Raw genomic sequence first — 20755 nt, forward strand, 5'->3', positions numbered from 1 at the left:
CGCGATACCAGCGACCTTCTCGACAACACCATCAGCGATCGTGTTCTTACCCGTCGACGAGCTGCTGTGCGCCGGGCTCTTCGGAACGGAAGTAGGGGTGATGTTCGTCATGATAAAACTCCAGGGATTCTTCAGTGGGAACCGACCAGGCGGCCGGATTTGCGCTACACAATTCAGACGGTTCCGAGAAGGAGTTCGTCACAAACTGATTTCACGATGTAGAGAACGTTGGTTCTCATTTCGGAAGCGTAAGATAACGGTCGTTCTCCCACAAGTACACTTAATGGGTGAATCCAGATGAGCTGCGAAACCATATAATCGCGACGGCCGACGAGCTCTACTACGCACGGGGCATCCAGACCGTTGGAATGGACGAACTGCGACAGGCGTCTGGACTGTCGCTCAAGAAGCTTTACAGCATCTTTCCCTCGAAGGAATCGATCGTGCTGGAGGTCATGCGCTATCGCCACCAGCTCTGGACGACGGGCGTGGAGGGCGCCGTCGAGAAGGTGAGCGTTCCCGTCGACCGACTGCTGGCGATCTACGACTACCTTGCGGAATGGTTCGACACCGATTCCTTCCGGGGCTGCGGATTCATCAATGCCTTCGGGGAACTCGGCGCCGTGTCCCCCCAGATCGCCGCGACGGCGCGAACGCACAAGCAGCAGTTCCAGGACTACGTGGGGCACCTCGTCGACGAGGTCGGCGGCACCCCCGAGCTTGCAGCGCAACTCGCCATTCTCGCGGAAGGCGCCCAGACCACGGCCGCCATCAGCGGCCAGAGTTCAGCAGCCGGATCGGCGAGGCGCGCAGCCAGAACGCTCATCAGCGTGAACACCGGAACGCCCGTGGATGCGGTCGAGGTCTGAAGGGGCTCAGCCGGCCGGGTAGCTCATGGTGAGGCGAAGGACGCCTCAGCGGGGTCAGGCCAGCCCGACCATCCGCTCGCTCGCGTCCCAGAGGGCGGCCGCCAAGGCGGGGTCGTAGGCCTGCTTCGTCGCCTTCTGGATCTTGCGGCGCTCGTAGTACTCGCCGGGCACCCAGTCGGCGCCGGGCTCGGTGCTCGCCAGCCAGACCAGCGTGTCGCTGCCTTTCTCCGGGCTCATCATCAGGCGACCGAGCACGGTGCGGTAGACGAAACGGAGGTTCGACGTCGAGCCGGCCGCGAAACTGGTGCCGACGATTCCGGGGTGGAATGCGGCGGTACGGATGCCCGCACTCCCGTGTCGCTTCTCGAGCTCCCGGGTGAACAGGATGTTCGAGAGCTTCGCGTTGCCGTAGGCGAGGTTCGGCCGATACTTCTTCTCGAGGTTCAGATCGTCGATGTCGATCTTGCCGTAGAGGCTGTTCGCGATGCTCGCGGTGTTGATGACGACACCCTTGGAGTGTTCGAGGCGCTCGAGGAGGAGATTCGTCAGCAGGAAGGGTGCGAAGTGGTTGACCTGCATCGTCTTCTCGAGACCGTCGACCGTCACCTCACGCTCAGACAGGAGACCACCCGCGTTGTTGGCGAGCACGTCGATGCGCTCGTGGTTCGCGAGCAGCGACGCGGCGAGTGAGCGCACGTCGTCGAGTTTCGCGAAGTCGGCGACGTAGAACGGCACCGCGAGTTCGTCGGCGACGGCCTTCGTCTTGGCGGGGGAGCGCCCCACGATCACGACGTCGTCTCCGCGACGCTTCAGTGCCCGGGCGGCCGCGGCACCGATGCCGTCGCTCGCGCCCGTGATGACGACAGTTCTCTGGGGCATGAATCTCTCCTCGAGGGGGGCGACGTGCCGGGGGAGCGCGGAAGTGCGCGTCCGGTTCATCTCCATTGTCGCCGATCGCCGATGCACCCGGTGTTCACACGGTGGGCGCGCTGCACTCTCGCTTCGACGCTTCTCGGCTCCGTCAGGTGCTCGGTCGAGGTGCGGGCGCCCGCGGAGCGCGCGCCCGCACGGCGAACCCCGCGCACGCCACCACCACGAGCGCCGCCACCACCACGAGCCACTCCAGGTGCTCCCCGAAGAACAGTGCGGCCCAGACGATCGTGAGCACCGGCTGCAGCAGCTGGATCTGGCTCACGTTCGAGATCGGCCCGATCGCCAGCCCGCGGTACCAGACGAAGAACCCGAGGAACTGGCTGATCACGCTCACGTAGGCGAACGCCATCCACCCGCCGACGCCGGCGACGAGCGGGCCGTGCGATGCGCCGAGCAGCGTCAGCGGAAGCATCACCGGCAGCGCCAGCACCAGTGCCCAGCAGATGATCTGCCACGAGCCGAGTTCGCGGGCGAGCAGGGCGCCCTCCGCATAGCCGATGGCCGCGAGGACCACGGCGGCGAGCAGCAGCAGGTCGGAGGGCTGGAGCCCGCTGAAGCCGCCTCCGCTGACGGCGACGAACGCAACCACCGCCACGAGGCCGGCGATGCTGGCGATCCAGAACGACCGACTGGGTCGTTCTCCACCCCGCAGCACGGCGACGACGGCCGTCGCAGCGGGCAGCACGCCGATGACCACGGCGCCGTGCGCTGCGGGCGCCGAGTGCATCGCGAAACTGGTCAGGAGCGGGAATCCTGCCACCACCCCCGCGGCCACGATGAGCAGCCTCAGCCACTGTCGCCCGCGAGGCAGTCGGGGTCGGATGATCGCCAGCACGATCCCGGCGAGCACAGCCGCGACGACGGCGCGCCCCGCCCCCACGAACAACGGGTCGAGGGTGCCCACCGCGACCCGGGAGAAGGGGAGCGTGAACGAGAAGGAGAGCACACCCAGGAACCCGAAGAGCAGCCCCCCGGGCATCCGGCGTGCGGCTGCGGGCGCGTCGCCCGCGAGTTCGCCTGTCGATAGCGGAGGCGTCGTGCTGCGGATAGCGCTACTCTTGTCTGTCATGGATCAGGATAGCACCGACCATCGTCTCGACCGCCACCTCCGACACCTCATCGAATCGAGTGGGGCCGGCGCGAAGCTCCCGCCCACCCGCACGCTGGTCGCCGACTTCGCCGCGAGCCCGTTGACGGTGCAGCGGGTGGTTCAACGCCTCGTGCAGGAGGGGCTGGTCGAGACACGGCCGGGATCAGGCACCTTCGTGGCCCGGCCGCGTGTCATTCTGCGCTCGGACTTCTCCTGGCAGACCACCGCGCTCGGCCCCGCGCGGAACGGCGCGGCAACGGTCGGCACGTCGATGTCGCTCACGGCGCCGGATGCCATCGCGATGCACGGCGGCTACCCGTCCGAGGATCTGCTGCCCATCCGCCTCGTGCGCGCGGCCCTCACCCGGGCTGCCCGCGGATCGGCGGCGCTCGACCGGCCGCCCGTCGCGGGCCTCGGCGATCTCCGCGCCTGGTTCGCGAACGAGGTGCGGTCGGGGCCGGGCGGGAGGTCATCCGGAGTCTCGGGTGACGACGTGATCGTGGTTCCGGGCAGCCAGAGCGCGCTGACTTCGATCTTCCGTGCGCTGGCGCAGCCGGGGGATGCGATCGTGATGGAGTCTCCCAGCTACTGGGGCGCGATCGCGGCCGCCCACCAGGCCGGGCTGGTGATCGTGCCCGTGGCGCGGGGCGCGGCCGCACCTTCGGCGGAGGCCCTCGACGACGCGTTCGCCAGCAGCGGGGCGCGTCTGTTCTACGCCCAGCCGCACTTCGCGAACCCCACCGGCGCGCTCTGGACCCTCGCCGAGACCCGCGCGATCCTCGCCGTGGCGCGCGCCCGGAACGCGTTCGTGATCGACGACGACTGGGCCCACGACTTCGGGATCGATGCGGATGCCCGCCCGATCATCGCCGACGACACCGACGGCCACGTGGTCTACCTCCGCTCGCTCACGAAGAGCGTCTCGTCGTCGCTCCGGGTGGGGGTGCTGATCGCCCGCGGTCCGGCATTGGCGCGCATCCAGGTGGATCGCACGGTGACCGACCTCTACGTCAGTGGCATGTTGCAGGCCGCCGCTGTCGATGTCGTCACCGATCCGGGCTGGCGAAGTCATCTCGCGCGGCTGAGGTCCGCGTTGCGGCTCCGCCGGGACACCCTCGCGGGCCTGGTCGCCGGTCGCCTCGGTGCTGAGACCCTGACGTCGTTGCCGAAGGGCGGGCTGAACCTGTGGCTGCGTTTCGATGACCGGTCGGATGCCCGCGACCTCGCCGCGCGCTGCTTGGCGGCCGGCCTTGCTGTGGCGCCCGGCAACGACTGGTTTCCGACCGAGCCGCCCGGCTCGTTCCTGCGCCTCAACTACTCGGGGGCACGCCCGGAACGTTTCGAGGAGGCCGTGGCGATCCTCGAGGCCGCCCGCGACCCCCGCTGACCCGCAGCGAACTCGCTGCGGGCCAGCCGCCGGGCGGAACGTCAGTTCACGCTGAGGGGGTGCGACCCGTTGCGACCCTCTTCGCCGCGGTCGAGGCCCGCGATGACGGCCAGCTCCTCGGGGGTGAGCTCGAAATCGAACAGATCGAAGTTCTCGGCCATCCGGTCACGGTTGTTCGACTTCGGGATCACGATGTTGCCGATCTGCAGGTGCCAGCGCAGGATGACCTGGGCCACCGACTTGCCGTGCGCCGACGCGATGGCGCCGAGCTCGGGCGACGAGTTGATGCGCCCCTGGCCGAGCGGGCCCCAGGCCTCCGTCGCGATGCCGTGCTCGGCATGGAACGCGCGGAGCTCGGTCTGCTGCAGGTCGACGTGCAACTCGATCTGGTTGACGGCCGGAACGACTCCGGTCTCTGCCAGCAGCTGCTCGAGGTGCGGCACGAGGAAGTTCGAGACCCCGATCGAGCGCGCGAGGCCCTGTTCCTGCAGCTGTTCGAGGGCCTTGTAGGCCTCGACGAACGTGCCCTTCTCGGGAGTCGGCCAGTGGATGAGGTACAGGTCGACGTAGTCGAGCTGCAGGCGCCCGAGGCTCTTCTTCATGGCCTCGATGCCGTCGGTCTGGTCGTTGTTCCAGAGCTTCGTGGTGACGAAGAGCTCCTCGCGGGCGATGCCCGATTCGGCAATGGCGTGCCCGACGCCCTCTTCGTTCTTGTAGATGGCAGCGGTGTCGAGATGGCGGTAGCCGACGTCGAGGGCGTCGCGCACGATACGGCCGGTCCTGTCCGGATCGACCTTGAAGACTCCGAAGCCGAGCTGGGGGATCGTGAGGCCGTCGTTCAGGGTGTATTCAGGTACGGAGTTCGTCATGCTTCAAGCTTAGGGAACTAATCTGGGGCCAGTCGCAGGAGACACCCCTGCGAGCACGCGCCTCTGCGGCGAGAAAGTGAGCAGCCCAAATGCCCGACAGCCCGTTGTCGCGCACCCCCTACGAGGTGCTCGGAGTGAGCCCTGGTTCGAGCGACGACGAACTCCGGAGGGCCTACCGGCGACTGCTCAGGGAGACGCATCCCGACACGGGTGGCAGTGCAGCCGAGTTCCACGCTGTGCAGCTCGCCTGGGAACGTGTCGGAACGAGTTCGGAGCGCGCCGCCTACGACTCGGGGGCGGGCGCCCGGTCACAGGCTCCGGATGCCCGTGCTTCGGGTGGCTTCGGGGGAGCATCCGCGCCCCACCGCCCGGAGGGCAGCTCGCTCAAGGCGCGCTCGTACGGTCATCCCGGGGGCGACGAACGCGAGCACTTCCTCACTCTGATGCGCGAATGGGTGGGTCGGGGCGTCGACCTGCCCGACCCGTACGACCCCACCCTGGTGCGTTCGGCGCCGAGGGAGATCAGGCGCTGGCTCGCCAAGGCGATGGCTGAGGAGGAGACGGCGCGCATCGTGTCGACCCTCGGCATCGGCTACACGATCTGGAACAACGTGCTGGTCGGCCGCACCGGCGGCAACATCGACCAGCTCGTGCTCGGGCCTGCGGGGCTGTTCGCCATCCAGTCCGAGGACTGGGGCAGCGTCGTGCGGCTCTCGCGGGGTGAACTCGAGGGCGAGGGCATCGCCGACGACGAGGAGCCGTTCCGGATGCTCGGCCAGAACGCCCGCGCTCTGGGGCGTGAACTCGGAGTGAAGTTCACCGCTCTGGTCATCGTTGTGCCCGACGACGATCTCGAGCAGGCGATCGCGCAGATCGAGCGAGGCAGGCTCGCCGGGGCCGTCGTCGTGCGGCGTTCCGTGCTGCCCCAGCTGCTTCGGAACGGAGTGGGCGGGGGCGAACGCGCGAGCGTCGACCGGGTGTTCGAACTGCGCTCCCGGTTGCAGCAGGGCGTGCGTTTCGTCTGAGTGGATGCTGCACCTCCCCCCTGTGGCGGCTATGGCTGCATGCGCCGAGAGGCATAGCTTGTAGCTTCAATGAACCTGAAAATGTGCTCAGCGAAGTGACAAAAAGGTAACGGTTGGGTAACCTCGAGAAGTCGCCGTGACCACCCGAAGCGGTTTCGGCGGCGATCTGGACACCAAGCAACCAGATCCTGACGGGCCCGTGAAAGCCGCGCGGCCCGTGCGCACCGCAGTGCGCCGGAGGAATACGACACGTGACTGACTCGAACGGACAACCAGATGGTTCCCCTGATCTGGCACCCGATTCGAGCTACGAAGTCCCCGTCGTCACGGCCTCTCTGAGCCGTCGGGCCCTGCGCGAACGCCTCGCCGCCGCGTCGGTTCCGCCCGTGGTGGCGTCACGCCGGGAGCGCCGCGAACGCGAGCTGGCCGGAGGGGCGCCCGTTGTTCCCGCGGCAGCTGTCGGTGCGGTCGAGCCTGCCGTCGTCGACGCCGACCCCGCCGTTCCCAGCACCCGCCGGGCGCGCCGTGACATCCGGGGGCTCGAGCACCTGCTGCTCGCTCCCGTCGCGCAGCCTGCCGCCGCCCCGCCGGTCGCTCCCGCCACCGAGCCGCTAGCCCCCGCCACCGAGCCGATCGCAGCTCCGGCCCCCGCTGCCAGCTCCGCGCCCGCCACGGCGCACTTCGACACCGAAGACCTGCCCGACGCGCACGCCACCTCCGTGCACACGATGACCTTCAGTCACGCCGACGAGGATGCCCGGGGGGCCCGCGTCTCGGCAACCCGGGCCCCCCGGGCATCCGCGGCCGTGGAATCCGCTGGCCCGGCGCGCCGCACGATTCCGCGCATCCGTCGCCCCGGAGCCAGCCCCCGGTCCGGTGCCCGGAAGCGCACCATCGCCAGCACGGTCGTGATGGTTGCCACAGCCGGACTGGTCGCGACGAGCGCCCTTCCGGCCTATGCCTACAACTACACGGAAAACCCGGTGGGTGTGAACCTGCAGCCCGTGAGCGACCTCGGCATCCAGAGCCTCACCGTCTCGGGCGTCAATGGGCAGGCCTCCTCGCGCGACGACTACAGCACCACCGGCAATGTCGCCGAGATGGACTCGACCACCGGAACGACCGTCTCGCCGACTGTGCAGGCCCTCGCCGCCGAGTTGATGGCAGATGTCGCCTCGGGCAAGCTGGTCGGATCGGTGCCCGACCACATCGTCGAGATCCGCAACCTGGCCAACGGCGTGGCGGTTCCCGGATGCGGCGTCGACTATCGCGTTCTGCAGACCATCAAGGTCGCCGTCGACAATTTCGACAAGGTGGGCGTCAGCGACATCAACCGGCACTGCACGGGCCAGATCGAGGGCGCCGGTACGGCATCCTCGCACTACAAAGACGGCGGCGGACACGCGGTCGACTTCTACATCCTGAACGGTCACGGCCTCACGGGCGCCGACTCCGACTCGCTGAAGCTGATCCGCCTGCTCGACCCCCTCGTGCCCAAGGGCAGCGGTCTCGGGCAGTCCGAGTGCCGCCCGTCGATCGCCGTGTCGAACTTCGCTCCCTTCCCCGACACCTGCACCCACATGCACGTCGACTTCGGCAACGCCCAGGGCGTCGCGCTCAAGTCCTGACCCGCGCGTACCGGGTCATCGCCCGGCGCGTCTCGGATGAGGTACCAGCCGTGCGCGGCCGCGCTGTTGCTTCAGTGCAGAGCTCCCGGCACGGGTTGCGGGCAGGCCTGGTTGATCGTCTGCCATTCGGCATCTGACATCGTCTCGCTGCGGTCGGCCACACCCGACGAAGCCATGGCCGACCAGGGTGCTGACTCGTAGCCGTCGAGGAAGGCCTGGAGGCTGGGCGCATCGGCGACCGCGTAGCCCTGGGCCGCCAGGCAGTCGCGTTCCCGGAGCTCGGCGTCGTACAGCAGCCGCTTCTGCCGGTCGTCGACGGGGAACCGGGCCGAGACGGTCCGGTTGCAGGCCCACGTGTCGGCGAGGTAGCGATCGTACTGTTCGGCCGGGATCGTGTTGCTCGATGCATCGATTCCGCCGTCATCGGTGAGGGTCACCTCCCAGCCGCTGGCGGTGATGCAGCGGTAGAGCGCATCGGCGACGGGGGACTGGCTGAGGGGCGTTTCGGCTGTGCTCTCGGGATGCCCGGGGTCGCCGCTGCACGCGCTGAGCGCTCCCAGCGAGAACAGCGCCACGGCGCCCAGCACCGCCAGTCGAACGGTCGTCGATCGGTGGGTCACGGGCATCCGGGTTCCTTCTCTGAGAGTTCTGCCCCGTCGTTGTGGCCTCGAAGCCTGAGGCATATAGTGAGGATCACTCATCGACAAAGATCCCACCGAAAGGCTCCCGCGTCAACGGGATCCGGTGGGAGAAGGAAGCCAGAAATGAAGTCTCTCCCCGCTACCGCAGCAACCCTCGTCGTGGCCGCCGGCCTCGTCTTCGCCAATGCCGTCGGCGCCTCCGCAACGACTGTGGACTTCGGTTCGCAGGTCTGCGGCTGGGGCGGTCCCTCGGCTGCGTCGACCGCATACGTCAACGCCACCAGCGTGCACCAGCACCAGGCGAACGGTGTCAGCTGGACGAGCCGCACGTTCGGCTCGGGCTTCCACCGGTTCTCGAGCGGAAACGGCGTGGTCAGCATGCAGATCGCCTACCCGTCGGGTACCGAGACCGGCCGCGCCTTCTCGTGCGCGAACGGCTCGTTCTGACCGACCCGTCGAGCGAAACCGCGAAACGGCACCCGGCACCCGGCATCGGGCAACCGGCACGTATTCAACAGCAACTGAGAGGGGAACACGCATGTCGAACGGTCGGGCCTCGGTCACGGGTCCATTCGAAACGCTGGCCGATGCCCGCACCGCCATGGCGTTCGGGCGGGTGAGGGGTGTCGACACCCTTCTGCTCGCCTGCGCCGAGGCCGGTGTCTCTCTCGGCCGGTTCGACACCCGGGTGCTCGACGAGCTGGCCGACCTCGACGGCGACTCGGTCTGGGTGATCGCGTCGATCATCCGGCGTGCCGGTGGTCAGGTCGCATGAACGGCCGGGCCACCCGTTCGGGCCGCCCCGGCCACCCCGGCAGCAGGCTCCGGATGACCGGCCTCACCGTACCGGGGGTGGTCGCCCTCGTGGTCGGCGTGGCTCTCGCTGCCTGGGCGTCGACGGTTCTGCTGTCGCCGCCCGGGCAGGCGGCCGAGCCCGGGAATTTCGCCACAGCGACGGTCACGCTGGGGGAGGTCGGCTCGGAGCTCTCCCTGAACGCCGCCGCCGAGTGGCAGTCTGCACCGGTCGCCCGCAACGAGGCGGCCGGGATCGTCACCAGCGTCGACTCGGCGCAGGGCGGCGACGCCCAGCAGGGGAGCCGACTCTACTCGGTCAACGGGCGAGCGGTGATCGTCGCCCGGGGTGAGATCCCTGCCTACCGCGCACTCTCCGAGGGGGACTCCGGTGACGACGCCCGGCAGCTGCAGCAGCTGCTGAGCGACACCGGCTTCTTCACCGGGGAGGTCGACGGAGTGCTCGGCGCGGATGCCCGCCGAGCCATCGAGCGGTGGCAAGAGTCACTGGGCGTACCAGCCTCGGGCGAGGTGGCGCTCGGTGACGTGGTCTTCGTGCCATCGCTACCCTCTCGCCTGACCCTCGACGGGGCTGTCACACGCGGGGCCCGCCTTGCCGGTGGCGAGCAGGTTGTTCTGGGGCTCGGATCGTCGCCGCAGTTCACGGTGCCTTTCGGCCCTGCCCAGGCGGCCGGTGTCCTGACCGGTGCCCGAGTCGAACTCACAGCGGCGTCGGGCCAGCAGTGGCAGGCCGTGGTCGCGGGCCGATCGGCGGCGGCGACGGGCAGCACAGTGGTGATCACGCTGGCCGCTCCCTCCGATGCCACTACATCCGATGCCACTCCATCCGCTCCCGCCCCGATCTGCGGCGCATCGTGCGGAGAGATCCCCGTCACCGGCCCGACCCTGCTCGCCGCCCGGATCATCACGGTCGAGAGCGTGCACGGACCAGTCGTTCCGTCGATGGCCCTGCAGTCGGATGCGCAACAGGGCCTCCTGCTCGTCGACAGTGCCGGCACGCGGCATCCGGTCACCGTGCTCGCCTCGGCACGAGGCATGTCCGTGGTGCGAGGCGTCGATCCCGGTGTGGTCGTGCGCGTTCCGAACGCGGCCTCGGGCGCAGGGGAGCCGGCGGGCGACGGCACATGACCGGCTTCCGGGTCGAAGCGCGGGACCTGACCTTCGGGTACGGCGGAGGCAGACCTCTCTTCGAGCACTTCAGCACCGGTGTCGGGGCGGGAGAACTGGTGGCCCTCACCGGGGCCTCCGGGCGGGGAAAGTCGACCCTGCTCTACCACCTCGGGCTGATGGTGCGCCCGCACGGCGGGAGCATCCTCGTCGACGGTGTGCCGGCAGACGCCCTGCCCGACGATCGCCGCGCCGAGCTCCGCGCGCGCCTGCTCGGCTTCGTGTTCCAGGATGCGCTGCTCGACCCGGGGCGCACGGTGCTCGACAACGTGCTCGAGACCGCGCTCTACCGCTCGGAGTCCCGCCGCGTCTCCGTGCGCCGGGCCCACGAGCTCCTGGCGCGCTTCGGCGTGGAGCAGCGTGCTGAGGCGCGACCCGGCCAGCTCTCCGGCGGACAGGCCCAGCGCATCGCCCTCTGCCGCGCGTTGATGAACCGCCCGGGAATCCTGCTCGCCGACGAACCGACTGGCAACCTCGACGCGCAGTCGGCTGCGGTCGTTCTCGGAGCGTTCCGTGAGGCTGCGGAGGGCGGCGCGGCGGTGCTCGTCGCCACCCACGACCCGTGGCTCACCAGTCACTCCGACCGGGTCGTGACGCTCTGATGGGGCTTCACGAGACGGGGGGTGGCGCGGGCGGGAAGGGATGGCATCGTGCAGGGGCCTTGGCGCGGGAGGCCGCCGTCTCGGCGATCACCCAGAGGCTCGCGTCGCTCCTGACGGTCGCTGTGGTCGCCTCCGTGTGTGTGGCCGTGCTGCTGACCGCCGGGCGCGCAGACGCAAGTGCCCACGAGGTGCTGTCGAGCCTCGACGATTCCGGTACGCGGTCGATCATCGTGCGCGCCGAAGCGGGCTCAGGGCTCGACACGGGCGTGCTCGACCGGCTGCGTACGCTCGGCGGCATCGAATGGTTCGGGGCCTTCGGCGCAGCGGACGACGTGACGAACGCCGCCGTCGAGGGAGGCCTGCCCGTGTCGGCGAGACTCCTCTACGAGGGCAGCATCGACGGGAGCCACCCGTTGCCCGGCGGGCGCGCCTCCCGGGCCGCCGCCCGGCAGCTGGGGCTCGCCGACGGGGTGGGCGCAGTGGTGTCGCGGCTCTCGGGTGCATCCGTCGACATCGACGGGCTCGTCGGCCTCTCGCCCGACCTCCGCTTCCTCGAGCCGCTTGTGATCCTTCCCGCCCCGCCGCGCGAGGACCCCGCCCCGCCGCACGAGAATCCGGTCGCGGTGCTGGTCGTCCGCGCCGAGAGCCCGCAGGTTGTCGGAGCGGTCGCCGCCGCCGTCACCTCGGTGCTCGGGGTCAACGACCCCACGACCGTGACGGTGGAGACGAGCGAGCGCCTCGCCGCCGTGCGGAACCAGGTCGGGAACCAGCTCGGTGATTTCGGCCGCACCCTCGTGCTCTCGACCTTCGCCGGCTCATCGGGGCTGGTGGCGGCGATCCTCTTCGCTCTGGTCATGATGCGCCGGCGGGACTTCGGTCGCCGGCGCGCGCTCGGCGCAACCCGGTCGCTCATCGTCGCCCTGGTGCTCGGCCAGGTCGGCCTCACCGCCGGCGCAGCATCGGTGTTCGGTACGGGGGTGGCCGTCGTCTCGCTGGCACTCCTCCGGCAGCCCCTGCCCACCCCGGCCTTCACGGCGGCTGTCGCCATCCTCGCCGTCACGACCAGCCTGGTCGCAGCCGTGCTGCCGGCCGTCTTCGCTTCGACGCGGGATCCGCTCCGCGAGCTCCGGGTGCCGTGAGCTCCGGGTGCCGTGCGCCCAGACCGACAACCGGCAGCGTCTTATAGGCTCGGAGCATGCCCGAGACTGCCACCGCCGTGCCCCCGACCGGGCGGGCGGAGGCGACGCTCCTCGACAGAGATGCGTGGTCGGCGCTCGAGATCGAGCACCAGCGACGGGCGGATGCCTTCAGCGCAGCCTGGCGGGCGCGCCGCCAGACGGGGGAGGCTCACCCCGTGGACGACTTTCTCTTCACGTACTACCCGTTCCGGCCGAGTCTGCTCCGCCGCTGGCATCCCGGCGCTGGCGTGGTTCTGGAGGGCACCGTGGGCCTCGACCGGCACGAGTGGCGCTGGTACAGCCGCGGAGTCGGGGCCGACCAGGCGATCCCGGCGGGTGCGAGCAGAGTGGATGCCCGGGGGTTCCTGGAGACGAAATCGTCGACGGTCGCGTTCATCCAGAACCTGCTGGGCCGCACCGCCGCGCGGACGGCACGATTCGGCTGCTTCGGGCTGCACGAATGGGCGATGGTGTACAAAGTCGAAGCGGGTGCGGTGCGCCATGAGGCGCTTCCACTGCGTCTGACCGCCGCCCAGACCGACGAGGTCGTCGAGCAGAATCGCATCACGTGCTCGCACTTCGACGCGTTCCGGTTCTTCACACCGGAGGCGCGGCCCGCGAACGACCGCCAGCTCACTCGTGAGTCGCAGCCGCAATTCGAGCAGCCCGGCTGCCTGCACGCCGGCATGGACGTCTACAAGTGGGCGATCAAACTCGGCCCCCTCGTGCCGGGCACCGTGCTGCTCGACAGCTTCGAGCTGGCCCGTGACATCCGCCAGCTCGACATGCAGGCATCACCGTATGACGTCTCGGCCTACGGGCTCGAGGCCGTTCGCATCGAGACAGCGGAGGGCAAGAAGGCGTACGCCACTCTGCAGCGCCGTTTCGCCGAGCGTTCGAATGCGCTTCGCCGAGAGATCGTCGGCATCGTCGAGCGCGCCCGCCTGCTCTGACAACGTTTGCCACGGGCCGTCAGCGCCCGCGCAACCTGTCCACTTCGCGCCGTTCCCGCTTGGTCGGTCGCCCCGCACCGCGGTCGCGCGTGGCGACCAGAGCGACGGTCTCGCGGGGAGGGGGCGGAGGAGTCCTGTCGACGAAGCACTCCGCGGCCACCACCGCGCCCACCCGTTTCACCACGAGGCGGCTCACGACCACGATGCGGTCGAAGCCGTCGCTCCGCACGCGCACCTCGTCGCCGATCCGCAGGGGCTGGGCCGCCTTCACCTTCTCGCCGTTGATGCGCACATGGCCCGCCCGGCAGGCCGTTGTGGCAGCCGACCGGGTCTTGAACAGTCGCACCGCCCACGCCCAGCTGTCCACGCGCGCCGCCGTGACGTCAGCCATCGGCAGGCCCCCGGGTTCCCTGCTGCAGGATGCCCCGCCTCAGGATGCTCGTCGGTGCTCCCGGCCGCCCCGGGCATCCGCCTCGGGCTCTTCGTCGGAGAACAGGCTCCCGAGCTTGTCGACGTCGTCGATCTGCGGCGTCTCGTCGCGCACGATCGTGTGCTCGATGACCGCCGTGTGACCGATGGCCGCATCGTGATGGGGGTGAGGCTCACGCGCGGCCTCGCGCTCGGCGACCTCCTCGAAGGGAACGTCGACCTCGTCGCGAAGTTCTGCCGCGAACTCGGCATCAGCCTCCTCGATTTCGGCGAGCTGGGCGCTATCGTCGTCCGGCGCGGCGTCATCGCCGACGCCGACCTCTGCGTCGTCCGTCCCGTAGAGCGAGTTCAGCACCAGTACGGCGGCATCGTTCGCGCCGATCGCGTAGTCACCCGTCTCGGACTCGTCGACCAGCTGCGCCGTCGCCACCTCCTCGATCTCGTCGAGCGTGGCCCGCGCCAGCTCGAGTTCGCTGGCGAGGGCCAGCTGCGACTCCGCGATGAAGTCCACGAGGCGGGCATCCGGAGCATTGTCGTTCGTCCACTCGCCCACGTCGAGCGTGGTGGCGAGGGCGGCAACGGTCTGCTGCAGGCGGTTGCGCCATTCGGATCCCTCGGCGATGGCCCGGTCGCGCTGGGCGGTGAGGCTGCCGGCCTCGAGCCGGGCATCCCTCAGCTGCTGCGTGGTCGCCTCGGCGGTCGCGACCGAGGCTGCGAGCTGGGCGTTCAGAGCGGTGAGGGCTGCCGCGTGGGCGGCCTCGAGTGCGGTGAGGGCGAGGTGGTGCTCTGCCCGAACCTCGTCGCCGGCCTGCATGCTGGCCGTTCCGAGCGCCTCGACCGACTGGCTGTGCTCGGCCCGGAGCGCCTCGATCTGCTGTTCGTGCTCGGCGCGCTGGGCGGCCGTGTCGCCGGCGAGCTGTGCTTCGAGACGGGCCACCTCGGTGTCGCGTTCCTGGGTCAGCGAAGCCACAGCCGCATCCCGGTCGGCGGAGAGTTCCGCGAGCGTGCGGTCGCGTTCCTCGGTGAGGGCGGCAATTCCCGCCTCGTGCCCGGCGAGTGCCCCGGCCAGCTCGGCGGCGTGGCTCGAGTGAAGACCGGAGACCTCCGCTTCGAGCTGTTCCCCGAGAGCGACGATCCGGGCATCCGCGGCCTCGAGCCTGCCGGTGGTCTCGGCGAGGTTCTGCTGCAGGTCGGCCGCGCGCTCGCGCAGTTCGGCGAGGTTCCTCTCGGATTCCTCGTAGTGCACCTGGAGCTCGACCCGAGCCTTGTCGCGCTCCTTGCGGTCGTCGATGACAGCGCCGAGGTGCGACCGGATGATCTCCAGCGGATCGCTCGCCTCGTCGAGGTTCTGGATGCTCGCCAGCGCGGGCGGCACGAACGCCGGCTTCGCGGTGGGGTCGATGTAGACGTGGGTGAAGAGTTCGTCGGCGACGGGCCGGTAGCGTTCCTGGAACTCGGGAGTGCCGAGTCTCACGGCCCAGTCGATGAAGTGGATGGCTGTACGGTCACGGCGGGTGAGCACGTAACCCGTCTCAGCCGCGGGCACCCGGGCAGGGGCCTCGTCGGCGGTGTTCTGGGTCTCGTCAGTCATACCTCCAGACTACAGAAAGCACCGGTCGAACACCCTCAGGATCTGGACAGTGAGTTCTCAGGTTGTCCGGGAGCTGCGCATAGCTTCCTCATAGCCTCCGGGCGTTATCTGGATCTTGCCCACAAGGGGCACCGAGAGGACATCATGGAAACGCCCGAGAGCCAGCCGCAGCCCGAGTTCCACGAGGCAGTACCTGCTGCCGCTGGAACGGCGACCCGTGAGAGGCGCATCTGGCGTCCCCGCAACTTCCTCATTCTCGGGGCGTCCGCCGCGGCCCTGGCGGTCGCCTGCACCAGTGTCGGTGTGACCCTCGGTGTGGGTGTTCCGCTCGCGCTGAACGCAGCGTCCGCCGCATCCGGAACCAGCTCATCGTCGAGCCTCCTCGACACCCGCGGATCGGGCTCAGCCACGTCTGGCAACGGGACCGCCACCATTCCGTACGGGTACGGTTCGGGCAGCGGTTCGACCGGCAGCGGCAGCACCGGATCGGGCAGCACCGGGTCCGGTTCGGCCGGAAGCGGCACCGGCACGGCCACGCAGTCCGCCACCACCGCCACGGCAGACCAGGCGACCGGAGTCGTGCTCATCAACACCGTGCTGAAGTACGAGGGCGCAGAGGCAGCCGGCACCGGCATCATCCTCACCTCCGACGGGGAGATCCTCACCAACAACCACGTCGTGGAGGGCTCGACCAGCATCTCGGTCACCATCGCCTCCACCGGCAAGACCTACACGGCGAAGGTCGTCGGCACCGATGCCACCCACGATGTGGCCGTGCTGAAGCTCGAAGGGGCCTCGGGGCTCACGCCCGCCACCCTCGACACGTCCGAAGGCCTCGCGGTCGGTGACGCCATCACGGGTGTCGGCAATGCCGGCGGCACGGGAACGCTCTCGGCGGCGGCCGGAACCGTGACAGGCCTCGACCAGTCGGTCACCACGCAGGCGGAGGGATCCGCTGCGGGCGAGACGCTCGACGGCATGATCCAGGTCGAAGCGGACATCCAGTCGGGCGACTCGGGCGGCCCGCTCTACGACGCTGACGGCGAGGTCGTCGGCATCGACACCGCTGCCTCGAGCGGGAGCAGCACCGTCACCGGGTTCGCGATCCCCATCACGGATGCGATCTCGATCGCCAAGCAGATCGACTCCGGTGTCGCCACGTCGACGATCACCATCGGCCTGCCCGCCTTCCTCGGCATCGAGGTCGCCAGCAGCGGCACCTCCGGCACGTACCCCGGATCGGGTACCTCGGGCGGAACCGGCTCAGGCACGGGCGCCGGCACGGTTGCGGGCGCCACGGTGGCCGGCGTCATCGACGGCACCCCGGCGGCAACTGCCGGTCTCGCCGCGGGCGACGTCATCACCGCGGTCGACGGCACGAGCGTGGCCAGCGGAAGCGCGCTCACCAGCACGCTGAAGTCCTACAAGGTGGGCGACACCGTCACCCTCACCTACACGGATGCCGCGGGCGCGAGCCAGACCGCGACCGCGACCCTCATCGCGGGGCCTGCGGCCTGACCCCCGCCCCGCCCCGCCCCGACCCGCGCCCACGGGCCTCGACCGAAGGGACCCGGATCGCGCCACGCGCTCAGCGTCGGCGCGATCCGGGTCCCTTCTGCGTGAAGCGTGGGTCAGGCCACGTGCGGCAGCTGCCAGCCGAGCGTCACCGCGATCATCCGAAGCCCGAAGCAGAGCACGAAACCGATCCCCAGCGCGACCACGCCAGGCATGCGGAGGCGCGTCGCGACGAGCACGCCGAGAGCGCCGAGGGCTGCAGCTGTGGCATAGATGTCCCCGGCGAGCACCGCGGGCACGCGGTTCAGCAGCACGTCACGCACCACCCCGCCGCCCACGCCGGTGAGGGTGCCGAGGATGACCACCACCACGCCATTCGATCTGTGCTCGATCGCCTTCTGGGCTCCGGTCACCGCGAACAGGGCGAGCCCCGCCGCGTCGAACAGCACGAAGGCCTCCGCCGGAAACGTGTCGAACACCCGGGAGCCCACGAACACCAGGGCTCCGCCGGCCAGCGCCACGACGATGCGCGAGGGGGAGCGGAACGCCGCAGGTGGCACATCCCCGATCAGCAGGTCGCGGAGAATGCCGCCCACCAGCGCGGTGCAGAACCCCACGACGAGGATGCCCAGCAGGTCGAGTCCGGCCGCCACACCTGCCCGTGCCCCCTCGATGGCGAACAGCGCCGTGGCGGCGTGGTCGGCGATCGAGTACAGCCGGGCGACCGTTCGCTTCACGGCGCTGTTCCCGGTCTGACAGATCCGCTCACCCTGGCCCGCGTCCTCAGGTCGTCCGCGAGGCGAGGCCGGTGTTGAGCGACTCGGTGAGGTGCGCATCCACCGTCTGCGGCGCTCCGTCGACCGACCGGATCGGCGCCGCGTTCCGCACGCTCGATACCAGCCAGGCGGCGTCGGCCCGGCGGAGGTCTGCGGGCGTCAGCGCCTCGTACCCCGTGCTGTAGCCGTTGTGGGCGGCGATCTCGAAGACGCTCTCCTGCGTCGTCCCGGGCAGCAGGCCGAAGTCGGGCCGGGGGGTCACCAGCCGGCCGTCGAGCTTCAGGATGACTGTTGACGTCGGGCCCTCGAGCAGCAGTCCGTCGCTCGAGACGAAGAGCACATCGTCTGCGCCCCGGCGATGGGCCTCACGGAGGGCCGCCCTGTTGACGGCGTACGACAGGGTCTTCGCGCCCTGCAGCAGCCACGGCGATGTCTGGGCGACGGTGCTGGGGTACCCACGGTCGAGCAGCACCACGTCGATCCCGTCGGTGCGCTCCCGGCTGAAGTCGCCGCTCGGCTGCATCCAGACCCAGCCGGTCGGAAGGCCCGAACCCTCGACACCACGTGTGTAGAGCAGCTTCACAAATGCCTCGGGCACCTCGGTGTGCTGGTCGATAGCTGCGAAGACACCCGCTCGCCAGGCCGCAAGGTGGGGAGCCGGGAGGTCGAGCATCGAGGCGGAGCGTTCGAGGCGGGCGAGGTGGGCATCCAGAGCCTGCGGGATTCCGCCCACGACCGTGATGGTCTCGAAGATGCCGTCGCCCCGGGTGATGCCGAGATCGAGTGCGTTCGCGACCGGCGACAGCGGATCGGCGAAACGGTCGGCCGGCCCTCTGTGCCGTTCGGTCTCCGCCTGGCTGGGCGAGCCGAGCACCAGCAGAACAGGACTCGTCCTGGTGGTCATCAGCGGGCCCCCTCGCCGCTCGTCACGAAGTCGATCAGCTGTTCCACCCGGCCGAGCAGCTCGGGTTCGAGGTCGGTGTAGCTCCGCACCCGCCCGAGGATCCGCTGCCAGGCCGCGGCGATGTCGGCCTGGTCGTCGTGCGGCCAGCCGAGCGAGGCGCAGATGCCGTGCTTCCACTCGATGTTCCGCGGGATGTTCGGCCAGGCCTCGATGCCGAGGCGCCCCGGTTTCACGGCCTGCCAGATGTCGATGTAGGGATGCCCGACGATGAGAACGGCGTTCTCGCCCTGTGCACGCATCACGGCATCGGCGATCCGGGTCTCCTTCGACCCGCTGACGAGGTGGTCGACGAGCACACCCACGCGGCGGGCCGGGGTCGGCTTGAACTCCTTCAGAACGGCGTCGAGGTGATCGACGCCCTCGAGGTATTCGACGACGACGCCCTCGCCTCTGAGGTCGTCGCCCCAGACCTTCTCGACGAGTTCGGCATCGTGCCGGCCCTCGACGAAGATGCGGCTGGCACGGGCCACCCGGGCGCGGGCATCCGGAGCCTTCACCGAACCCGACGCCGTGCGGAGGGCCCCGGCCGGCCGGGCCGCAGACGCAGCGACGAGGATGACCGGGGTGCCCTCGAACAGGAAGCCGCCGCCGAGCGGGAACATGCGGCGCCGGCCCCGGCGGTCTTCGAGTTCGACCATCTTGCCCTCTGTCCTCACGACGGAGCCGCAGAAGTCACTGGCCACATCCTCGACGACGAGGTCGAAGGTGGCCTCCCTCGTGGGCGGCTTCTCGCGCACGGGCCGGCGCGAGAAATCTGCGAGAACGTCTGAGCTGTAGCGGTCGAAGGTCACCCGGACGACGTTAGCCGACCAGCGGACGAGCGGCCGGGAGCGGCACGCCTGGTCGCCGTGGGCTCGCCGCGACACGCGGAACGGCGTTCAGATTGGCTCCACGAGTTGTGAACACCCAGCATTCTCACGAGAGGCTATCGGCTACGCTGGACACCGAGTAAGGAGGCCATCACCATGCCAGACGACAGCGAATCAGAGTTCACTCGATCGCACAGCATTGTGCGCACCCCCGGCACGGGCGACGCGGCTTCCGCAACACCGGGAACGGCGGCAGACCCGGGCACCAGCGCCATCGGCACGGCGGGCACCGACAGCACGATGAACCTCACCGGGGAGTTCGCGGCGCAGATGGCTGCGCTCGAAGGCGGAGTCACGCCCGAGGAGCTCGACGCCATCGCTGCTCTGCCCTCCGGATCGGCCCTGCTGATCGTTCGCCGGGGCCCGAGCGCGGGCGCACGGTTCCTGCTCGACAAGCTCTCCTCGATCGCCGGCCGCCACCCCGATGCCGACGTCTTCCTCGACGACGTGACGGTCTCGCGCCGCCACGCGGAGTTCACCCGCTCCGGAACAACTTTCGCCGTGCGCGACCTGCACTCCCTCAACGGCACCTACTTCGACGGGGTGAGGGTCGACGACGCCCTCCTCGCCGACGGCTCCGAGATCCAGGTCGGCAAGTTCAGGCTCACCTTCTATCCCTCACGTCGTGACGTGGCGGCGAACGCAGAAGCCTAGTGGGCGCCTCGCCTGCTCGTTCCCTCTCGGATGGCGCCAACTCTCTATCCGGTGGTTCGGCCGCCCGGCTCCTCAGCATCGGGCAGGTGCTCTCGCAGCTCAGCCCCGAATTCTCCGACATCAGCCCGTCGAAGCTCCGGTTCCTCGAGGAGCGGGGGCTGGTCTCACCGGCGCGCACCCAGTCGGGGTACCGCAAGTTCTCGAACGCCGACGTCGAGCGCCTGCGCCTCGTGCTGGCGATGCAGCGCGACTGCTACCTGCCGCTGAACGTCATCAAGCAGTACCTGCACGACGTCGACGCCGGGCTCAACCCGCCGATGCCGGGCGGCACCACGGCCACCGTTCCCTCGATGCTGGGCGGTGCGCGGCGTTTCTCCCGGGACGACCTGCTGCGGGAGGCCGGGGCCACGGCGCCGTTGCTGAACGATGCCATCAGTGCCTCGCTGGTGACGGCGACGGAGACCTACGGTGATGCGGCGGTCGGCGTGCTGAAGGCGCTGGTCGAGCTGCAGAAGGTCGGTATCGAGCCGCGCCATCTTCGGGGTTTCCGCGCGGCGGCCGACCGGGAGGTCGGGCTGATCGAGAGCGCCCTGCTGCCCATTGCCCGGCGCAACACCGTCTCCAGCCGCGCCCAGATCGCCGAACGGGCAGCCGAGATCTCCGCCCAGCTCGAGATCGTGCGTGGAAGCCTGATCCGGGCGGCTCTCGGCACGCTCGCCCCGTAGAACGGATCGGGTTCAGACGACACGCCGGGGCGATTGGGCCGATGTCGTTGCCCGCATCACCCCACGTCGATAGCGTG

Annotated in this window: 22 protein-coding genes; 13 read left to right on the plus strand and 9 right to left on the minus strand. The window is 69.6% G+C overall.

Going from position 1 to position 20755, the window contains the following annotated elements; all coding sequences use genetic code 11:
• The first annotated feature begins 287 nt into the window (after positions 1-287).
• A complete protein-coding gene (locus B7R21_RS07905; RefSeq protein WP_116282706.1) occupies positions 288-869 on the plus strand; it encodes a TetR/AcrR family transcriptional regulator in 582 nt (193 codons plus the stop codon).
• Between the two features lie 54 nt (positions 870-923).
• On the opposite strand, the gene B7R21_RS07910 is transcribed toward B7R21_RS07905, so the two are convergent.
• Positions 924-1748 carry an SDR family NAD(P)-dependent oxidoreductase gene (locus tag B7R21_RS07910; RefSeq protein WP_116282804.1) on the minus strand — a complete coding sequence of 275 codons (825 nt, stop codon included), beginning with the start codon at positions 1746-1748 and terminating at the stop codon, positions 924-926.
• Positions 1749-1890: 142 nt separating this feature from the next.
• On the minus strand, positions 1891-2781 hold the full coding sequence (locus B7R21_RS07915) for a DMT family transporter (protein ID WP_437184181.1): 891 nt from the start codon (positions 2779-2781) through the stop codon (positions 1891-1893).
• Between the two features lie 88 nt (positions 2782-2869).
• On the opposite strand from B7R21_RS07915, the gene B7R21_RS07920 reads away from it, so the two are divergent.
• Positions 2870-4279 (plus strand): PLP-dependent aminotransferase family protein, encoded by a 1410-nt coding sequence (locus tag B7R21_RS07920; protein WP_116282708.1) that lies wholly within the window; start codon positions 2870-2872, stop codon positions 4277-4279.
• A gap of 41 nt (positions 4280-4320) precedes the next feature.
• On the opposite strand, the gene B7R21_RS07925 is transcribed toward B7R21_RS07920, so the two are convergent.
• Entirely contained in the window at positions 4321-5148 is an 828-nt protein-coding gene (locus B7R21_RS07925; RefSeq protein ID WP_116282709.1) for an aldo/keto reductase, read from the minus strand.
• 89 nt (positions 5149-5237) lie between these two features.
• On the opposite strand from B7R21_RS07925, the gene B7R21_RS07930 reads away from it, so the two are divergent.
• Positions 5238-6173: a nuclease-related domain-containing protein gene (locus B7R21_RS07930; protein WP_116282710.1), complete on the plus strand. Its 936-nt coding sequence runs from the start codon at positions 5238-5240 to the stop codon at positions 6171-6173.
• 251 nt (positions 6174-6424) lie between these two features.
• The gene (locus B7R21_RS07935) at positions 6425-7801 is read left to right on the plus strand and encodes a hypothetical protein (RefSeq protein WP_116282711.1); all 1377 of its coding nucleotides are present in this window, start codon (positions 6425-6427) and stop codon (positions 7799-7801) included.
• A 71-nt stretch (positions 7802-7872) separates the two neighbouring features.
• Here the strand turns inward: B7R21_RS07935 and B7R21_RS07940 are convergent, their stop codons facing one another.
• The gene (locus B7R21_RS07940; RefSeq protein ID WP_116282712.1) at positions 7873-8427 is read right to left on the minus strand and encodes a hypothetical protein; all 555 of its coding nucleotides are present in this window, start codon (positions 8425-8427) and stop codon (positions 7873-7875) included.
• A 138-nt stretch (positions 8428-8565) separates the two neighbouring features.
• Here B7R21_RS07940 and B7R21_RS07945 point away from each other — a divergent pair, with 138 nt between their 5' ends.
• From B7R21_RS07945 to B7R21_RS07970, 6 genes are all read left to right on the plus strand, one after another.
• The gene (locus B7R21_RS07945; protein WP_116282713.1) at positions 8566-8889 is read left to right on the plus strand and encodes a hypothetical protein; all 324 of its coding nucleotides are present in this window, start codon (positions 8566-8568) and stop codon (positions 8887-8889) included.
• Between the two features lie 91 nt (positions 8890-8980).
• A complete protein-coding gene (locus B7R21_RS07950) occupies positions 8981-9217 on the plus strand; it encodes a hypothetical protein (RefSeq protein ID WP_116282714.1) in 237 nt (78 codons plus the stop codon).
• On the plus strand, positions 9214-10383 hold the full coding sequence (locus B7R21_RS07955; RefSeq protein WP_116282715.1) for a peptidoglycan-binding domain-containing protein: 1170 nt from the start codon (positions 9214-9216) through the stop codon (positions 10381-10383). The genes B7R21_RS07950 and B7R21_RS07955 overlap by 4 nt, the downstream gene beginning before the upstream one ends.
• Positions 10380-11024, plus strand: a complete 645-nt coding sequence (locus B7R21_RS07960) for an ABC transporter ATP-binding protein (RefSeq protein ID WP_116282716.1) — start codon at positions 10380-10382, stop codon at positions 11022-11024. The genes B7R21_RS07955 and B7R21_RS07960 overlap by 4 nt, the downstream gene beginning before the upstream one ends.
• A gap of 59 nt (positions 11025-11083) precedes the next feature.
• Positions 11084-12163, plus strand: coding sequence for an ABC transporter permease (locus B7R21_RS07965; protein ID WP_116282717.1), 1080 nt, complete (start codon positions 11084-11086; stop codon positions 12161-12163).
• A 56-nt stretch (positions 12164-12219) separates the two neighbouring features.
• Entirely contained in the window at positions 12220-13155 is a 936-nt protein-coding gene (locus tag B7R21_RS07970) for a 3-methyladenine DNA glycosylase (RefSeq protein ID WP_253259702.1), read from the plus strand.
• A gap of 19 nt (positions 13156-13174) precedes the next feature.
• Here the strand turns inward: B7R21_RS07970 and B7R21_RS07975 are convergent, their stop codons facing one another.
• Both B7R21_RS07975 and B7R21_RS07980 read right to left on the minus strand, forming a co-directional pair.
• Positions 13175-13546 carry an RNA-binding S4 domain-containing protein gene (locus B7R21_RS07975; RefSeq protein ID WP_116282718.1) on the minus strand — a complete coding sequence of 124 codons (372 nt, stop codon included), beginning with the start codon at positions 13544-13546 and terminating at the stop codon, positions 13175-13177.
• 39 nt (positions 13547-13585) lie between these two features.
• Positions 13586-15175 (minus strand): hypothetical protein, encoded by a 1590-nt coding sequence (locus B7R21_RS07980; protein WP_116282719.1) that lies wholly within the window; start codon positions 15173-15175, stop codon positions 13586-13588.
• Positions 15176-15319: 144 nt separating this feature from the next.
• On the opposite strand from B7R21_RS07980, the gene B7R21_RS07985 reads away from it, so the two are divergent.
• Positions 15320-16693, plus strand: a complete 1374-nt coding sequence (locus tag B7R21_RS07985; protein ID WP_116282720.1) for a S1C family serine protease — start codon at positions 15320-15322, stop codon at positions 16691-16693.
• Positions 16694-16806: 113 nt separating this feature from the next.
• On the opposite strand, the gene B7R21_RS07990 is transcribed toward B7R21_RS07985, so the two are convergent.
• From B7R21_RS07990 to B7R21_RS08000, 3 genes are read right to left on the minus strand one after another with little or no spacing between them, the layout of a single operon-like run.
• Entirely contained in the window at positions 16807-17427 is a 621-nt protein-coding gene (locus tag B7R21_RS07990; protein WP_216364176.1) for a trimeric intracellular cation channel family protein, read from the minus strand.
• A 46-nt stretch (positions 17428-17473) separates the two neighbouring features.
• On the minus strand, positions 17474-18370 hold the full coding sequence (locus B7R21_RS07995; RefSeq protein ID WP_116282722.1) for an aminodeoxychorismate lyase: 897 nt from the start codon (positions 18368-18370) through the stop codon (positions 17474-17476).
• Positions 18370-19221, minus strand: coding sequence for a DUF3097 domain-containing protein (locus B7R21_RS08000; protein WP_116282723.1), 852 nt, complete (start codon positions 19219-19221; stop codon positions 18370-18372). The genes B7R21_RS07995 and B7R21_RS08000 overlap by 1 nt, the downstream gene beginning before the upstream one ends.
• A 318-nt stretch (positions 19222-19539) precedes the next feature.
• On the opposite strand from B7R21_RS08000, the gene B7R21_RS08005 reads away from it, so the two are divergent.
• Positions 19540-19953 (plus strand): FHA domain-containing protein, encoded by a 414-nt coding sequence (locus B7R21_RS08005; protein ID WP_253258939.1) that lies wholly within the window; start codon positions 19540-19542, stop codon positions 19951-19953.
• Positions 19953-20678: a transcriptional regulator FtsR gene (gene ftsR, locus B7R21_RS08010; RefSeq protein ID WP_116282724.1), complete on the plus strand. Its 726-nt coding sequence runs from the start codon at positions 19953-19955 to the stop codon at positions 20676-20678. The genes B7R21_RS08005 and ftsR overlap by 1 nt, the downstream gene beginning before the upstream one ends.
• Positions 20679-20755 lie beyond the last annotated feature (77 nt).

This window comes from Subtercola boreus (assembly GCF_003399625.1).
Classification (GTDB): domain Bacteria; phylum Actinomycetota; class Actinomycetes; order Actinomycetales; family Microbacteriaceae; genus Subtercola; species Subtercola boreus_C.

Bases quoted from the DNA above. Each gene is read 5' to 3' on its own strand.
- B7R21_RS07910 (WP_116282804.1), bottom strand. From the start codon at position 1,748: ATGCCCCAGAGAACTGTCGTCATCACGGGCGCGAGCGACGGCATCGGT.
- B7R21_RS07915 (WP_437184181.1), bottom strand. From the start codon at position 2,781: ATGCCCGGGGGGCTGCTCTTCGGGTTCCTGGGTGTGCTCTCCTTCTCG.
- B7R21_RS07920 (WP_116282708.1), top strand. From the start codon at position 2,870: ATGGATCAGGATAGCACCGACCATCGTCTCGACCGCCACCTCCGACAC.
- B7R21_RS07925 (WP_116282709.1), bottom strand. From the start codon at position 5,148: ATGACGAACTCCGTACCTGAATACACCCTGAACGACGGCCTCACGATC.
- B7R21_RS07930 (WP_116282710.1), top strand. From the start codon at position 5,238: ATGCCCGACAGCCCGTTGTCGCGCACCCCCTACGAGGTGCTCGGAGTG.
- B7R21_RS07940 (WP_116282712.1), bottom strand. From the start codon at position 8,427: ATGCCCGTGACCCACCGATCGACGACCGTTCGACTGGCGGTGCTGGGC.
- B7R21_RS07945 (WP_116282713.1), top strand. From the start codon at position 8,566: ATGAAGTCTCTCCCCGCTACCGCAGCAACCCTCGTCGTGGCCGCCGGC.
- B7R21_RS07950 (WP_116282714.1), top strand. From the start codon at position 8,981: ATGTCGAACGGTCGGGCCTCGGTCACGGGTCCATTCGAAACGCTGGCC.
- B7R21_RS07955 (WP_116282715.1), top strand. From the start codon at position 9,214: ATGAACGGCCGGGCCACCCGTTCGGGCCGCCCCGGCCACCCCGGCAGC.
- B7R21_RS07960 (WP_116282716.1), top strand. From the start codon at position 10,380: ATGACCGGCTTCCGGGTCGAAGCGCGGGACCTGACCTTCGGGTACGGC.
- B7R21_RS07970 (WP_253259702.1), top strand. From the start codon at position 12,220: ATGCCCGAGACTGCCACCGCCGTGCCCCCGACCGGGCGGGCGGAGGCG.
- B7R21_RS07975 (WP_116282718.1), bottom strand. From the start codon at position 13,546: ATGGCTGACGTCACGGCGGCGCGCGTGGACAGCTGGGCGTGGGCGGTG.
- B7R21_RS07980 (WP_116282719.1), bottom strand. From the start codon at position 15,175: ATGACTGACGAGACCCAGAACACCGCCGACGAGGCCCCTGCCCGGGTG.
- B7R21_RS07985 (WP_116282720.1), top strand. From the start codon at position 15,320: ATGGAAACGCCCGAGAGCCAGCCGCAGCCCGAGTTCCACGAGGCAGTA.
- B7R21_RS07995 (WP_116282722.1), bottom strand. From the start codon at position 18,370: ATGACCACCAGGACGAGTCCTGTTCTGCTGGTGCTCGGCTCGCCCAGC.
- B7R21_RS08005 (WP_253258939.1), top strand. From the start codon at position 19,540: ATGAACCTCACCGGGGAGTTCGCGGCGCAGATGGCTGCGCTCGAAGGC.